Below are 14,671 nucleotides of genomic sequence, written 5' to 3' on the forward strand. Positions count from 1 at the left end.
CCTATGGACGACGACGCTGACCAGCAGCACCCCACCGGGGCCGGGATATCCGCGCACTACCCGCAGCGCCAGCTGGCCCTGGCCCTCGCATTCCTGACCTCGACGGTCCACGCCGACGACAACTCCGACACCGACTCCCACGCCGACGCCGAGACCCGGCGCAGCGCCGAGGCCCGGGTCGCCCGCTGGCGCGCCGTGCTCGCCGGGATCGCCGACGGCCGGCTGGCCATCGGCTCGCGCACCCCGGTGGCCGGACTGCCCGCCTGGGTGACGCCCGAGGTCGTACGGGGCGGCTTCGCCACGTCCGCCGCGAGCGCCGAGGGCCCGCTCCAGCCGTACGAGCACGAGGCTGCGGCCCTGGCCGGGGTGGCGGCCGAGCGCGGGGCGCTCTTCGCGTACTGCCTCACCGAGCCCGGCCTGTCCCGGCTGTACGACCTGCTCGACAGCGGCGGCTACGAGGCCGCCGTGCCGGAGGAGGCGGCGCTGCTGACGGTGGCGTGGCTCGCGCGGGCCGGGGACGCGGCCGGCGCGCTGGAACTCGTCGACGTCCTGGAGCCGTTCGCCGACCGGCTGCGCTTCACCCCCCGGCCGTCCGCGCTGCCCGCGCCGGACGCCGAGGCGGTGCACCGGCGCACGGTCGGCGACGCCGTCACGACCCTCACGGGCCGGCGGCCGAACGCCGCCGTGGAAGCGCAGCGCGAGGCGCTCACCGTCTGGCAGCCCTTCGGCGACCAACTGCTGGCCCACTGGCTGGAGACCGCCGAGGCCGGCCGGGTCCTGGAGCGTACGCCCGACAGCGCCTGGACGGAGCGCGGCGCGGTGCTGCTCCGCCGCTACGAGGAACTCGCCGCGGCCCACACCCGCTGCACCAAGCACCGCGACCCGAAGGAGAACCTCGGCATCCTGCGCGGCGCCCTGGCGGAGACCGCCGCCGGCCGGCCGCTGGACGCGCGCCGCCTCGGACTGCTGCGGCACGCGGTGGCATCCATGGTGCGCCGACGCGGCCGGCCGGGCTCCGACCGGCACACCGAACTGCGCACCCGCCAGGCCGTGCAGGCAGCCCAGCCCTCGCACCACGACCTCGCCCAGCTGGTACTGCGCCGCCTCTCCGGGCTGCCCCAGGAGACGGGCGTGGCCGACGTGTCCCCGCTGGTCGCCGACGTCTCGGCGCACGAGGCGCACGAGGCGCGCGCGACCCCCGCCGGCCACACCACCCGTCTCCCCGCAGGCACCCCGGTGCCCGCAGCGATCCGACAGGTGGTGGAAGCCGCGCTCAGCGCCCCGATCGACACGCTCGTGGAGCGCGGCATGGTGCCCTCGGCCGAGGTCCTGGCCGAACTGGTCCCGCAGCTCGTCGCCGTGGCCGGCGCCCAGTCCTACCCGGACGAGGCGCTGCGCACCCTGATGACGGCGAACTACCGGGCGTTCCGCAACCGTCGCTCGCTGCTCCTGAGCGACCTCACCGGGCAGGTGCGGGTCGACGAACTGCCCTGGGTACGGGCCGTGGCCGCACACCGCGTCGGCGAGGACGGCCGCGCACCCGCGCGTACCGCGCTGCGCCGGCTCGGCGAACTGGCCGTACAGGCGTTCCCCGGCACGCTCCTGCCGAACGCGCTGGTGCGCGAACTCGGCGTGCTCGCCCGGCAGGCCGAGCTCGACGCGCCGTTCGTGGAGGAACTGGCGGCGGACATCTTCACGGGCACCTTCACCCCGAAGTACCTCGCGGCGGCCCGGGCCGCCGCGGAACTGCTCGGTGGCACGCTGTACGAGCGCTACTACGCCATCGACTACGCGGCCGTCCACGACCTCGCGACCGCCGAGGCGGGCAAGCCGAACAAGCCGGGCAGGGCGAACGAGGCCCCGGCGCGAGGCCGACGCCCCCGCTCCTCCCCCGGGTTCACCGAGCTGTGCGCGCAGCGCGCCGAGGTGTCCGGAGGATGGTCGATCGCGTCCAACGGGAAGATCATCGAGCAGGCCCAGATCCTCACCACCCACAACCTGGCCACCCTGGTCACCCGGGTCGGCATCAGCCCCGAGCCGGGCTGGGACGACCTGGCCTGGCGCAGCTTCACCACCGTGTGCCGCGCGACGGCCCGGATCCACGACAACCCGCGGCCGCTGTCCACCATCAAGGACGCGGCGTACGCGTGGCGCCAGCTGGTGTTCCACCTCTCCCTGTGCGAGCCCGCCGCGCAGGCCCGGGTCATCGCCGGACTGCGGGGGGAGGCCGCCCGCCACCCCGCCCACGTCGCGGCCCGTCTCGCCCCCGCCCTGGCCGGCCTGCGCCAGGCCGCCCGCGGCGGCGCCGCGGACGCGGACGCGGACGCCGGGCGCCGTCTCCTGGGCTGGACCACAGGACCGCACTGGCTCCACCCGGCCCCCAGGACCTGACCACCCGCGCACCGCCCAGGCCGAACCCGCCGCCGCCAAACCAGGAAGCCGTCGGCGCCGGCGGGTTCGGCTGGTTGGGCGGCGACCCGAACGAGCTCCAGCAGGTCGGCCGTCCGGTGGGGTGGTCTTCGTCGGTGGGTGGCTGCTGACCGAGGACGGTCCTCGAACGAGTGCGACCCGCGCCCACAAATCACCCGATCGAGTGAAGGTCGAACGCTCTCCGCCAATTCGGCACCCCGTCGCCGATGATGCGCTTGGCGCGACACGGGGGCACCCGCCATCCTGCGGGCGCCCCCACGATCCGTGCCGTCCATCCGCCGACGAACCTCGGAGCACACATGCGTCGCCCCACCACCGCCGCCGCAACCGCCCTGACCGCCGCCATAACCGCGGCCCTGCTGACCGGACCGGGGGCCGCCGTCCCGGCCCACGCGGACACCGCACACATCCCCGTCATCCTCATCCACGGCCGCAACGCGGACCCCGGAGTATGGGGCACCCTGATGACCGGCCTCCGTTCGAAGGACGTCCCGGCCTTCGCCTGGGGCTACGACACCTCCCGGTCGACCAACGAGGTCCTGGCCGGCGAACTGACCCAGTACGTCGACAACGTTCTGAGCCAGACGGGCGCGGCCAAGGTGAACATCGTCGCCCACAGCCTGGGCAGCCTGCCGAGCCGCTGGTACATCAAGTTCGGAGGCGGCAACCAGAAGGTCGCGAACTGGATCTCCCTGGCCGGCCCCAACCACGGCACCTCCCTCGGCTACCTCTGCGCCCTCTGGGACCAGGGGTGCAAGGACATGACGCCCAACTCGTGGGTCATCAGCCACCTCAACCAGGACACCGAGACCCCGGGTCCCACCCGGTACACGACCTTCTGGTCCCCCAAGGACGAGCAGATCTCCCCGACCACCAGCACCAAGCTGAACGGCGCCACCAACATCGAGACGGACGGCCTCAAGCACAACGACTTCCTGACGAACCCCGACGTCCTCGACAAGGTCACCGCGATCCTGACCAGCTGACACACAGCCACACCACCGCCCCGGCACCACCGGCCACCCGCCGTGTACAGATCCTCGGCGCGGTGGCCGGCCCCGCCGCGACAACGGCGCGACGAGCACATCTGCGTCGCCTGCCGGTCAAACCCGTGGGCGGCCGCCGGTGGCGGGGCCTCCTCGAAGGTGACCACGGTGTGGCGGACGTAGTGCGCGAAGATCTCGGCCACGGCGTTCAGGTCGGCCGGAACCGCCGGGCGGATCACTGACTCCATGGCGTCCACAACGGGAGGGTGTGGGCCGCGCTGCGCGGGCCACCGACTCGGGCCGTCGGCCGCGACTCTCCGATAAATCAGAGCGCGAACCCGGACAATCCATGGACCAGGAATACGGGCGAAATCGCCGGAAAGAAAAGGTGGAGATAGGAATCGAACCCATCTAAACGGCCCTGCAAGCCGTCGCCTCGCCACTCAGCCACTCCACCGCGGCAACGAGGGAAACATTACACGCACATGAACGGGGATTACCCGGCGACGCCGATCTTTCACTCCAGAAGACCCTTAATGCGTTTAGTGCTATTTCTCTCGACATGGTGTCGACAGGGTCCGGTGGGCCAGCGCGGAAAAGTCGCGGTGCGCTAGCCTGTGCCGATATCTCCGACCCGATGGGATTTCACTGATGGCCGTCGAGGAATCATGGTCCACCCGTACCACGGAGCTGCGCTGCGGAACCGCTGCGAACCGGTGCCAGTACAAGAGCCTCCCCCTGCGCGACCTTCCCCCGCTCGGTGTCGTGCGCCGCGCCCGGATCGTCCGCGAAGGCCTGCGTGAGCGCCGCGCCGCCGTCCCGACGCCCGGCCGGCCCTCCCGCTTCACCGAGGGAGACTGGGTCCGGGTGAAGGACGAGGCCACGGTGCGCGCCACCCTCGACGCCAAGGACCGCCACCGCGGCCTGTGGTTCACCCGCAGTCAGTGGTCGTTCTGCGGCGGCGTCTACCAGGTCGAACGCATCGTGCGCCGCATGATCGACGACCACTACCGCGTGCGGCGCCTGTCCGGCACCGTCGCCCTGGCCGGCGCCACCTGCCACGGCGCGGACGGGGCCCAGGGCTGCGGACTGGACTGCGCCCTGCTGTTCCGCGACGAATGGCTGGAGCCCGCCCCCGCGCCGGTCCCCGCCGCTCGGCCCGCCGCCCTCTGGGCGACCGTGCGCAGCCTCCCGGAGATCCACGCCACCCTCGACCCCGACGGGCGGCTGGACGGCGTCCCCTTCCAGCCGGGCATGGAGCTCCACGCCGACACCCGCCACAGCGCCACCGAACTGCGCCACCGCTCCCTCGCCTGGTGGCAGCACCCCACCAAGGGCCGCTGGTTCATCCTCAACGGCCTGCGCTGCGGCGGCGAGCCGCTCGCCACCGGCTGCGACCGCCGCTGCGCCCTGCTGTGGCACGAGTCCTGGCTGCATCTGGAACCCGCCGCCACCGCCCACTGACCTTCCGCCACCGCCCGCCGCCCGCCGACCACCGCCCTGCCGGGCACCGCCCTCCGCGGTGCCCGGCAGGTTTTCGTCGCCGGCAGGTCCTCGCCGGCCGCCAGCGCCGCCAGCGCCGTCAGCGCCGCCAGCGGTCGCGCACCAGCTTCGCGGCCAGGTGCAGCGGCCCGTCCCGGTCACCGACGTAGCAGCGGGGAAGCGCGTACACCCCGCTGTGGACCCCGGGGCTGACCGCGCACCCGTACCCGTAGCCGGCTCGCGCCACCGCTTCCACCGCGGCGGCGTCGAGCGAACCGTACGGGTAGCAGAACCCTTCGACCGCCTGCCCCGTCAGGTCCTCCAGCACGCGGCGGCTGTCGGCGACCTGGGCTGCCAGCTCCCGCGCGCCCAGGCCCGCCAGCCGCCGGTGCGTCAGCCCGTGCGAGCCGATCTCCAGCCCGGCGGCGGCGGCCTCGTGGACCTGGCACGCCGTCATCAGCGGCTTGCGCGGACCCTGCCGGTCCCAGTCGTTGTATCCGCCCAGCCGGTCGGCCACCACGTAGACCGTCGCCGTGAAGCCGTACTCCGCCAGTGCGGGCATGGCCTCCTCCACGAAGTCGCGGTATCCGTCGTCGAAACTCAGCCCCACCATGCCCGCCGCGCCACCACCCCGGTGCGAGCGCATCAGGGCGCCGACCGACACCCCGCGCAGCCCGCGGGCGGACAGCCAGCGCAGCTGGCGGCGAAAGCGCGCAGGGTCGACGGTAATCAGATAGGGATCCTCACTCGTTGACGCCACCGAGTGGTACATCAGCGTCCACGGAAAACGCCCCGCACCTCCACCGGCCGCTTCTTCCGGACTGTTGCGTGGTCGAATGATTCGCATGTTCTGCTCCAGCTGTCCGGCGGCACCGCCTGTGCAGGTGGCCTTCAGGGAAATTGCATTCTGGCAGCGTCGTACCCGGCTTCCATTCGCGCCAGGCGACTCCGCCCCATTTCACCCGGATGCCAGCCCAGAAGTCGCCCGACGAGTGCCCGGCCCGCACGGCCCGAATACCGGTTCCGCCCCGTCCGGAACCGGCCGACGTTTCACCTGGCCGCGACGGCGGCCGGTGCCCGTGCGGCGGCTCTGGCGGCATCGAGCGCGGCCCGGACCCGCGCTGCGCCTGCGGAGGCGATTCCCGTCGTGCGGCTGTCGTCCGCAGGGCGGCTGACGAGGCCCGCACACGCGCGACAGATGCCGGGCCGGGGGACGGGGTCGTGGCACTGGGCGCACTCGGCGTAGCCGGCCGCTGCGGGCCGTGCGGCGGCCCGGAGGGGCGGCATCTTGCGCTCCAGGCGGTAGCGGAGCACCGCGACCGCCGAGTACACCGGGGCGGGCAGGCCCGGCAGCAGGGCCCGGGCGAGGTCGGCGGGTGTGCTGCCGCGCTCCAGCCACTGGGCGACCAGGGGCGCGAGTTCGCGTGCCTCGGCCTCGCCCAGGCTCAGGCGCGGTTCGGGGCGGATGACCCGGAACAGGGTGGCGACCGCCTCGCGGAGCCGTTCGTCCGGCGCGTCCTTTTCGGAGTCCCCCTCCCGCCTTTCCGCCCCCAGGGCGGCGCCGGGCTCTCCGGACTGCCGGGAGGGGAGGGAGGGTTCTTTCACCGGGTTCTTTACCAGGGCGTCAGCGCCGCCGGTGGTCCCTTCGCCGGGGGCCGGACGGTTGGCACCCGGCGGCATCAGCTGCGGGGTGTCGTGGACGTGGGTCTCGGTGATGATCGTGCCGTCGGGCATCCGGATCTTCTCGACCCGGTAGAAGCCCGCCTCGGCCAGCTCCTTCAGCGCCTTGCGAATGGCGCAGCGCCCCTGGGGGCTGGTGTCGGCCATGTGCCGGCCGTCCTCGCGCCAGCCGTCCGGGCGGGAGAGGAGGTCCGCGAGCAGACCGCGAGCGGTGTAGGACAGCCGCCGGTACTGGAGCATCGTGTTGGGCAGCACGGTGAAATCGCGCACGTGGGCGCTACGATGGACGCGCATCGGGAGGTGCTTCTCCTGTTGCCGGGCCCCGGAGCGTTGGCGCGCTGCCGGGGTCACCTATTTGTGGTTAGGTCACGGAACGTACCACAACTATCTGACACACCAAGTGTGTTGACGCCAGCGGCCGGATCATATTCAAATCCTCCCGCCGATGGCCGGCACGAAGTGCGGCCAGGACCACCGAGGCCTTCCACGGCTGGACCCGGAAAAGGGTTCCATGACGGCCCCGACCGGGGGTTATCCCCCTCTCGCATGGGCCCGCTGCCCGGATGGATCGGTGGATCTTGAGCACCCAGGCTGAAGGCATACGAATTGCCGATGCATCCGGCAGGGTGCACAAGGAGGGTTCCCCCATGACCGATCGTTCTCGCCCGCTTCGACGTGCCCGCGCCTCGTCGTCCGGGCCGGGGCGAGGCATCGCGATGGTGGTGGTGACGGTCGCCACCGGTCTGGCCGTGGGAGGCGCTCTGCCCGCGTCCGCGGCACAGCCCCGCGGCTCCGGGTGAGGTCGTGCGGCAAGGCCTGGACCGCCTGGTGCACGAGGACAAGTACCCCGCCGCCCTGGCCTCCGACCTCGGCCGCGACGGGCGCACCCGCAACTACGCTGCCGGCGTCGCAGACTTGAGCACCGGGAAGAAGGTGCCGGTCGACGGGCAGGTACGGGCGGGGAGCAACACCAAGGCGTTCACCGCCACGGTCGTCCTGCAACTGGTCGACGAAGGCAAGGTCGCCCTCGACGCCCCGGTCGAGCAGTACCTGCCGAACCTGGTGCGCGGCGAGGGCATCGACGGCCGCCACATCACGGTACGTCAGCTGCTGCAGCACACCAGCGGACTGCCTGACTACGTCGACTTCGTGGGCGACCTCGTCGGCACGGAGCGCCACACCTACCTCCAGCCCCGAACCCTGCTCGACCTGGCGCTGGCGCACAAGGCGCTGTTCGCCCCCGGGACCAGCTGGGCGTACAGCAACACCAACTACCTCCTGGCCGGCCTGATCATCGAGAAGGTCACCGGCCGTCCGCTGGCCGAGCAGATCACCCACCGGATCATCGAACGCATCGGACTGCGCCACACCTACTTCCCCGGCGCGGGCGACGAGGGCATCCGGAAAGCACACCCCCAGGGCTACTACGCGCAGCCCGGGGGGCCGTTGGAGGACGTCACCGAGTTGGACCCCTCCTGGTCCTGGGCCGCCGGGCAGGTGATCTCCACCCCGAGCGATCTGAACCGATTCTTCTCCGCCCTCTTCGGCGGCAAGCTCCTGAAGCCCGCACAGCTCGCCCAGATGCGGACCACCGTCGAGGTCCCCGGCGGAATGTGGCCCGGTGCCCGGTACGGGCTGGGAGTGACCAGTACGCCGCTGAGTTGCGGCGGCCTGATGTGGGGGCACGGCGGTGACATCCCCGGTTACCAGACGCGCACCGGCGTCACCGATGACGGCCGCGCCGTCACGGTTGCCGTCACCGCCGACACGGCGCCCACCAAGCAGGGCCCCTCCGATGTCCTGGCCCTCCTCGACGCCACCCTGTGCAGGTGACGGCCGAGGCTCCGTAGTGAGAGTGGCCGTGGTTGGCGTCGCCCAGTTCCAGGATGGCGTCGGTGGTCGCGGCCACTCTCCAAACCCCCTGCACGCGCCGCCGCCCGAACTCATCGGTCCCAGGAGAAGAATTGTCCGGCAGTCCCAACTTCATTGCCAGCAGTCCGCCGACGGCCCGCCGCCCACCGATCGGCCCGCCCCGATCGCCCTCAACCGCTTCGCCGAAACTCAGGGTGCGGCGGCGCGTCGGCGGCTGGTTCGGCCACTGCTGCGTTGACCGTCAACGACGAGTGCGCGCAGAGCACACTGCGGAGCCGCACGGCAACTACGGTTCTTGCACGGCGAGAAGGCCGAGTCCGCGGAATCCCGGTTGCCGCCCCTGCACGTTCGCTCGGGGGGAGCCGAGGGATCCTCAGCGAAAGGAAGCCCGAAGTGCACCGGACAACTGCTCACCCGCTGCGACGGACGACGGCGTTGCGCCGGGTGGGGAACACGATCGCGGCCGCGATGGCCGGAGGCGTCCTGCTCCTGGCCGCCCCGGCCCCTGCCGGGGCGGTGGAACTGGACTGGCGGGGCGTCGGCGTCAGCAGCCTGTCCTACATGAAGACGGTGACGGTCAACGGCAACACCTACGACGTCACCAGGGGCCTCGACAACGGCATCTGGTTCCGGTTCAACAACGGCGCCTGGCAGCCGCTGGGCGGCTTCCAGGCCCAGAGCTACTACTCCCCCGCCATCGTGCAGTGGCAGGACCGTGTCATGGTCGCCCACCAAGGGGTGGACAACCAGATCTACTGGACCGCCGTGCAGAACCCGTCCGCGAACCAGTGGGAGCCGTGGCACCGCATCGAGGGTGACGCCGCCGCCTGGGGCGGCATCTCCCTGGAGAGCCTGGGCAGCACGGTGCTCTTCGACTGGGCGGACGTCAACGGCCTCTACCGGATCACCAGCGTGCACACCCGCCCGGACGGCACCCGCTCGCAGACCGCGATCAGCTTCCCCAACAGCCAGTGGCACGTGGGGCCGCAGGGAAGCGGCACGACGGGCACCCGGCGACCGAGCCCGATCATGACCTGGAACGAGGCGGCGGGCGGCGAGATGGAGCACATCTACCTGGTCGGAACCGACAACCACGTCTGGCAGATCTGGCGCAACCCCGCCACCGGGGCGACCGGAACCGCGAGCCAGGTACCGGGCGGGGCCGTGTGCATCTCCGGGGTGTCGGCCGCGCGGATGGGGTACCAGGACTACACCGTCGCCCCGGGCGACCCCCAGTACGCCAACCAGCGCCGGCAGATGCTCGCCTGCATCGGGGCCGACGGCTACGTCTGGATCAACACCTCCTCCACCGGCGGTGACACCTGGGACGGGTGGCGCCAGCCCGCCGGCGCCCTGGCGCCGTCGACGGACACCCCCGCGATCAACGCCACCGTCAACGAGTTCAGCATCGACATCAACTGGAACGGAGCCCGCAGCGGTCTCTTCCCCGACCACGCGATCGTCGAGAAGAGGATCCGGTAGCGGGACGAGGGCACCGGCGGGCGACGGCGTGGAGGCCCGGACGGCTCGCGGCGCGGGGCTGTCAGCCGACGGACTTCGCGTCGTCCGCCAGTACTTCGACGAGCCGCCGCTTGACCGCGTCGCGATGCGGGACCTGACGAGGCGGCTGCCCCGGCTGCGGCGGGACGCCGAGGTCGGTGAGGAGGTAGAGCATCCGCAGGGTGCGCAGCGCGTTGGACACGTATGTCGGGGTGGTGCCCCGGGCCACGGCCCGGAAGTCGGCGCCGATGTCGTCGAGCCAGGCGACGGACCGGTCCGCGGTGAGCTTCGGGTTGGTGAGGGTCAGCGCGATCGCACGGGCGAGCCGGTCGTCCTCCCGTTCGGCGTACAGGTAGTCGGTGGGCGCGAGGAGCCGGGCGGTCGCGAGGTCCAGCATCTCGACCGGTTCGACCTCGCGGTGGCAGCCGAGGGCACCGAGCAGGTCGGCGCCGTGCGCCACCGCGTGCAGCCAGCCCAACTGCGCGTCGTGGCCGCGCAGATCGCTCTCCGCGGGGTACCAGCGGACGAACGCGTCGAGCCATTCCTGCCGGAGGTCCCCGCGGCTGACGATCATGTCCAGGACCAGCGGCGCGAACGTGCGGGCCTGAATCGGCGAACCGGCCGCGAAGCGGGCCGCCATGTCATCGCCCAGGCGGACCCGCCGGTCGCCGTCGATGACGTCGCGCTCGATCCAGGTCCGCAGCACGACGTACGGGTAGCCGTCGCGCACCTCCGGGTCCGGATCCCGCAGGCACTCCGCCAGTTCTGCGGTGAGCTCGTCCAGATCGCCGCCCGGGGGCACCGCACATGCGTCGGAGTAGATCTTGTACCAGTCAGTCACGAGCAGCGAGGCTAGCCCGCCACGGACGGCGTGACCAGCGATTATCCGGATCCGCCCGCTGCTGTGACCGACAGTGCCGCGGGACGTCGGACGCCCATCGCCCCGGCCTCCCGCCCCCACTCCCCCGTCCACGTGGCGCCTGGCCGCCGTCACCGTGACGACCGCGCTCGCCGTCCTGGTGTTCTCGAACTCCTCGGCGTACGCCGAGGCGCCCGGTGAGAGCAGCAGGTGGGCCGACGAGATCGAGGACGACGTCCCCGTCGCGGCGAGCGGCATCATGGGCGAGGCGCGCGCCGACGACAGTGACCTCATCCAGGTGTGGCGCGGGGCCGACGACGCCGACACGTACCTGTCGCTCGACCACGGGCGGCCGATCACGCTCGCGGGCCAGACCAACGCCCGCCCGCAGGTCGTCTACGCCGACGGCACCCGCGCACCCAGCACGTCACCACCAACCTCTCCGTCGAGGTCGACGAACCGGCGGGCACGGCCGTCGCGCGTTCATACGTCACCGTCCTCCGGGCCCTGCCCGGCTTCCCCTTGCAGCCCATCGCCGCCGCCCGCTACCACGACCGCTTCGAACTCCAAAGCGGCCAATGGCAGTTCGCGGAGCGCCGGGTGCGCCTCACGCTGGTCGGCGACGTGAGCCGCCACCTGCGCCAGGCCGCCGCACCCCGGTAGCCCCCAACCTCACGGGACAGGAAGGCTAGGCATCCGTCCGCACGACCGCGGTGAGGGTCTGCTCAGGGCTGCCGTCGGCGGGCCGTGCGGTCACCGGGTCCCCGTTGCGCCCCGCGGTGCTGGAGGTGAGCGCCCAGCCGGCGGGGTTGACCACGGCCCGGCGGGCACCGTCGTAGCTCCACCGCTGGGCCGCGGAACCGTCGCAGGCGGCGCGCACCACCTGGCCGCCGACGGCCGCAGGTGCGGCCAGGCACTCGTTGCCCTGGGCGGTGTGCAGGCTGCCGTCGCGGGCGAAGACGAAGAGCTGGTTGGCGTTGGACGTGGTGGCGCAGCGGTAGCTGATGGCGCCGTTGGTGCCGCCGCGGTCGAGGCAGGCGCCGTTGGCGAACCGGAGCGGCCAGCGGGCGGACTGGCCGAGGCCGAAGGAGGTGCCGGCGGTCTCGTCGGTGACGGTGGCCGTCACCCAGTGGGTGGCGGGGTCGATCCGGACCTGGAAGGCGTACGTGTGGCCGGTGACCGGGCGGCCCTGGTTGACGGTGCTGTTGGCGCACTGGAGGTGCTGGCCCTCGCCGGTGCTGTTCCAGCAGTGCGAGCCCTGGGTGCCGTCGGCGCCGAACGGGCGAGCGGTGATCGGACGCATGACGGACCAGCCGGGCCCGCCGCCACCCGATCGGGCCACCTCCGGCCGCGACACGGCGAAGCGCCGAGACAACGGCGGTTCGGATGCGGAAGGCTGACGCCACCCTGCCCGGGGCCTCGCGGCGCGGCGGGAACGAGCGACCGGAGCGACCGGAGCGACCCGAGACCGGAATGGTGGCATGACCGTTCAGGACACCCCGCCCACCGGGACCACCCGGCGCGGCGACTTCGCCGAGCTGCACCGACGCGTCTCCGACGCCGGTCTGCTGCGCAGGCGTCCCCTGTACTACGCAGGCCGGAGCGCCGCGCTGTTCACCGCCCTGGCGCTGCTCCTGGCCGGGTTCGTCGCGCTCGGCGCGAGCTGGTGGCAGCTGTGCATCGCGCCCCTGTTCGCCTTCGTCCTCGGCCAGTTGGCGCTGCTGGGGCACGACGTCGCCCACCACGCGGTGTTCGCCGGCCGGCGGGCGACCGACCTGGCGGGCATCGTGCTGGGCAACCTCGTGGTCGGCATGAGCTACGGATGGTGGGTGAGCGACCACAACCGGCACCACGCACACCCGAACCGCGAGGGCCACGACCCGGCCGCGGACTCCCTCCTCTTCGCCCGGACCACCGAACAGGCCTGCCGGACAAGAGGGTTGAGGCGGCTCGCGGCCAGGTACCAGGCGGAACTGTTCTTCCCGCTGCTGTCCCTCCAGGCGCTCGGGCTGCTCCTCGCCACCTGCCTGACCCTGACCCGCGGCACCGTCCGGTACCCGGCCCTGGAGCGCACGCTCGCCGCGCTGCACTACGCCCTGGCGGTGGCCCTCCTGGCCGTCGTCCTCGCACCGCTCCAGGCGCTGGCCTTCGCCGTACTGTTCGGTGCGGTCCTCGGCGTGTACCTGGGGTGCATCTTCGCGCCCAACCACAAGGGCATGCCGATGACCGGCCCGGACGCGGAGCGCGCCGACTTCCTCCGCCGGCAGGTGCTGCCGTCGCGCAACCTGCGGGCCGGCCGGTTCGTCCACTTCCTCTTCGGCGGCCTCGGCTACCAGATCGAGCACCACCTCTTCCCGGCCATGCCGGTGGCGGCGCTGCGCCCCGCCTCGCGCATCGTGCGCGACTACTGCGCCCAGATCGGCGTGCCGTACAGCGAGGCGAGCCCGGTCGCCTGCTTGCGGGAGATCCTGCGGGACCTGCAGGCCGTCGGCCGCTCGCTCCCCGGCGACCCGGCGCAGTCGGGCCCGCCGACCCGGCCTTCCGCTCCAGAGCCGACCCGGCCGACCGCCCCGGAGCCGCAGGCCGCGCCCGAAGCGGGGGCGGCGGTACGGTGAGCGGAGTCCTGTCCGGGCCGGCGGCGCGCACCGCGGACGGCCCGGCCCCCGGCGGCGAACGGCTCCGCGTCCTGATCGTCACCGAGTCCTTCGCCCCGCAGCTCAACGGTGTCGCCCACAGCGTCCTCCGGACCGCCGAACACCTCGTCGCCCGGGGCCACACCCCGGTGGTGGTGGCACCCGCCGTGCGGGCACCGGCCGCGCGGGCCGCGCGACGGCACGCGGGCGACCTGCGCCGCGATCGGGCGTACGGCTACGAGGTGGTCCGCGTCCCGTCGGTGCCACTGCCCGGCTACCCGGAGGTGCGGGTCGCGCTCCCGGGGCGCGGGGTGGCCGACGCCATCGAGCGGCACCGCCCGCACGTGGTCCACCTGGCCAGCCCGTTCGCGCTCGGGGCGGTCGGCGCCGCGGCGGCCGACCGGGCGGGGGTCCCGTCCGTGGCGGTCTACCAGACCGATCTGGCCGCCTACGCCAGGACCTACCTGCCAGCGCTGGGCGCGGCCGGGCCCCTGTTGGCCTGGTGGCGGCTGCGACGGGTGCACTCCCTCGCCGCGCGGACGCTGGCACCGTCGCGGGCTTCGCTGCGCGCCCTGCTCGCGCACGGCATCCCCCGGGTCCACCTGTGGCCGCGCGGCGTCGACTGCGCACGGTTCCACCCCCACCACCGCGACGAGACCCTGCGCCGGCGCCTCGGCCGCCCCGGAGACGTCCTGGTCGGGTACGTCGGACGTCTGGCGCCGGAGAAGCACGTCGACCGGCTGGCGGAGGTGTCCCGGATCCCGGGGGTTCGGCTGGTGGTCGTCGGCGACGGCCCGTGCCGGGCCCGGCTGGAGGCCGTACTCCCGGACGCGGTCTTCCTGGGCCTCCGGTCCGGGCACGAACTCGCCCGGCTCTACGCCTCGTTCGACGCCTTCGTCCACGCGGGGCCGTTCGAGACCTTCGGCCAGACCCTCCAGGAGGCCATGGCGAGCGGGCTGCCCGTCGTCGCCCCGGCGGCCGGCGGACCGCTCGACCTCGTCCGCCCGGGGCACACCGGGTTCCTCGTCCCACCCGGCGCGGCGGACGGGTTCCGGGAGGCCGTCGAACGTCTCGCCCGCGACGACGAACTGCGGGCGGCGTTCGGGCGGGCGGGCCGTGCCTCAGCGACGCAGCGCAGCTGGGAGACGGTCGGCGACCGCCTCGTCGAGCACTACCGGCTCGCCCTCACCGAGACGGCCGGGCCACCCCTGCGCCGCTGAGCAGGCCGG

Annotated in this window: 12 protein-coding genes and 1 tRNA gene; 8 read left to right on the forward strand and 5 right to left on the reverse strand. The window is 73.0% G+C overall.

The window, feature by feature from the left end:
• The first annotated feature begins 3 nt into the window (after nucleotides 1-3).
• Nucleotides 4-2,391, forward strand: a complete 2,388-nt coding sequence (locus ACIOGZ_RS10875) for a hypothetical protein (protein WP_400985631.1) — start codon at nucleotides 4-6, stop codon at nucleotides 2,389-2,391.
• Between the two features lie 338 nt (nucleotides 2,392-2,729).
• A complete protein-coding gene (locus tag ACIOGZ_RS10880) occupies nucleotides 2,730-3,416 on the forward strand; it encodes a triacylglycerol lipase (RefSeq protein ID WP_363584422.1) in 687 nt (228 codons plus the stop codon).
• A 386-nt stretch (nucleotides 3,417-3,802) separates the two neighbouring features.
• On the opposite strand, the gene ACIOGZ_RS10885 is transcribed toward ACIOGZ_RS10880, so the two are convergent.
• A tRNA-Cys gene (locus ACIOGZ_RS10885) sits at nucleotides 3,803-3,873 on the reverse strand.
• A 194-nt stretch (nucleotides 3,874-4,067) separates the two neighbouring features.
• Here ACIOGZ_RS10885 and ACIOGZ_RS10890 point away from each other — a divergent pair.
• Nucleotides 4,068-4,880: a hypothetical protein gene (locus tag ACIOGZ_RS10890; RefSeq protein WP_331744814.1), complete on the forward strand. Its 813-nt coding sequence runs from the start codon at nucleotides 4,068-4,070 to the stop codon at nucleotides 4,878-4,880.
• A gap of 118 nt (nucleotides 4,881-4,998) precedes the next feature.
• Here ACIOGZ_RS10890 and ACIOGZ_RS10895 read toward each other — a convergent pair whose 3' ends face one another.
• Both ACIOGZ_RS10895 and ACIOGZ_RS10900 read right to left on the reverse strand, forming a co-directional pair.
• The gene (locus ACIOGZ_RS10895; protein WP_363584418.1) at nucleotides 4,999-5,658 is read right to left on the reverse strand and encodes a polysaccharide deacetylase family protein; all 660 of its coding nucleotides are present in this window, start codon (nucleotides 5,656-5,658) and stop codon (nucleotides 4,999-5,001) included.
• 290 nt (nucleotides 5,659-5,948) lie between these two features.
• Nucleotides 5,949-6,872 (reverse strand): hypothetical protein, encoded by a 924-nt coding sequence (locus ACIOGZ_RS10900; RefSeq protein ID WP_400985633.1) that lies wholly within the window; start codon nucleotides 6,870-6,872, stop codon nucleotides 5,949-5,951.
• A gap of 510 nt (nucleotides 6,873-7,382) precedes the next feature.
• Here ACIOGZ_RS10900 and ACIOGZ_RS10905 point away from each other — a divergent pair.
• Complete coding sequence (locus tag ACIOGZ_RS10905; RefSeq protein ID WP_400985634.1) at nucleotides 7,383-8,411, forward strand: serine hydrolase domain-containing protein; 1,029 nt, start codon at nucleotides 7,383-7,385, stop codon at nucleotides 8,409-8,411.
• A 432-nt stretch (nucleotides 8,412-8,843) separates the two neighbouring features.
• The gene (locus ACIOGZ_RS10910; RefSeq protein WP_331744823.1) at nucleotides 8,844-9,932 is read left to right on the forward strand and encodes a hypothetical protein; all 1,089 of its coding nucleotides are present in this window, start codon (nucleotides 8,844-8,846) and stop codon (nucleotides 9,930-9,932) included.
• Between the two features lie 61 nt (nucleotides 9,933-9,993).
• On the opposite strand, the gene ACIOGZ_RS10915 is transcribed toward ACIOGZ_RS10910, so the two are convergent.
• Complete coding sequence (locus ACIOGZ_RS10915; RefSeq protein WP_331744826.1) at nucleotides 9,994-10,791, reverse strand: DUF2785 domain-containing protein; 798 nt, start codon at nucleotides 10,789-10,791, stop codon at nucleotides 9,994-9,996.
• Between the two features lie 318 nt (nucleotides 10,792-11,109).
• Here ACIOGZ_RS10915 and ACIOGZ_RS10920 point away from each other — a divergent pair, with 318 nt between their 5' ends.
• Nucleotides 11,110-11,472 carry a nuclear transport factor 2 family protein gene (locus ACIOGZ_RS10920; RefSeq protein ID WP_400806834.1) on the forward strand — a complete coding sequence of 121 codons (363 nt, stop codon included), beginning with the start codon at nucleotides 11,110-11,112 and terminating at the stop codon, nucleotides 11,470-11,472.
• 25 nt (nucleotides 11,473-11,497) lie between these two features.
• Here the strand turns inward: ACIOGZ_RS10920 and ACIOGZ_RS10925 are convergent, their stop codons facing one another.
• Nucleotides 11,498-12,112 carry a ricin-type beta-trefoil lectin domain protein gene (locus tag ACIOGZ_RS10925; protein WP_400985636.1) on the reverse strand — a complete coding sequence of 205 codons (615 nt, stop codon included), beginning with the start codon at nucleotides 12,110-12,112 and terminating at the stop codon, nucleotides 11,498-11,500.
• A 178-nt stretch (nucleotides 12,113-12,290) separates the two neighbouring features.
• On the opposite strand from ACIOGZ_RS10925, the gene ACIOGZ_RS10930 reads away from it, so the two are divergent.
• Nucleotides 12,291-13,424, forward strand: coding sequence for a fatty acid desaturase (locus tag ACIOGZ_RS10930; protein WP_400985638.1), 1,134 nt, complete (start codon nucleotides 12,291-12,293; stop codon nucleotides 13,422-13,424).
• Nucleotides 13,425-13,495: 71 nt separating this feature from the next.
• Complete coding sequence (locus tag ACIOGZ_RS10935; RefSeq protein WP_400985822.1) at nucleotides 13,496-14,662, forward strand: glycosyltransferase family 4 protein; 1,167 nt, start codon at nucleotides 13,496-13,498, stop codon at nucleotides 14,660-14,662.
• The last annotated feature ends 9 nt before the right edge of the window (nucleotides 14,663-14,671 follow it).

This window comes from Kitasatospora sp. NPDC088160 (assembly GCF_044741445.1).
In the GTDB taxonomy this organism is placed as follows: Bacteria; Actinomycetota; Actinomycetes; order Streptomycetales; family Streptomycetaceae; genus Kitasatospora.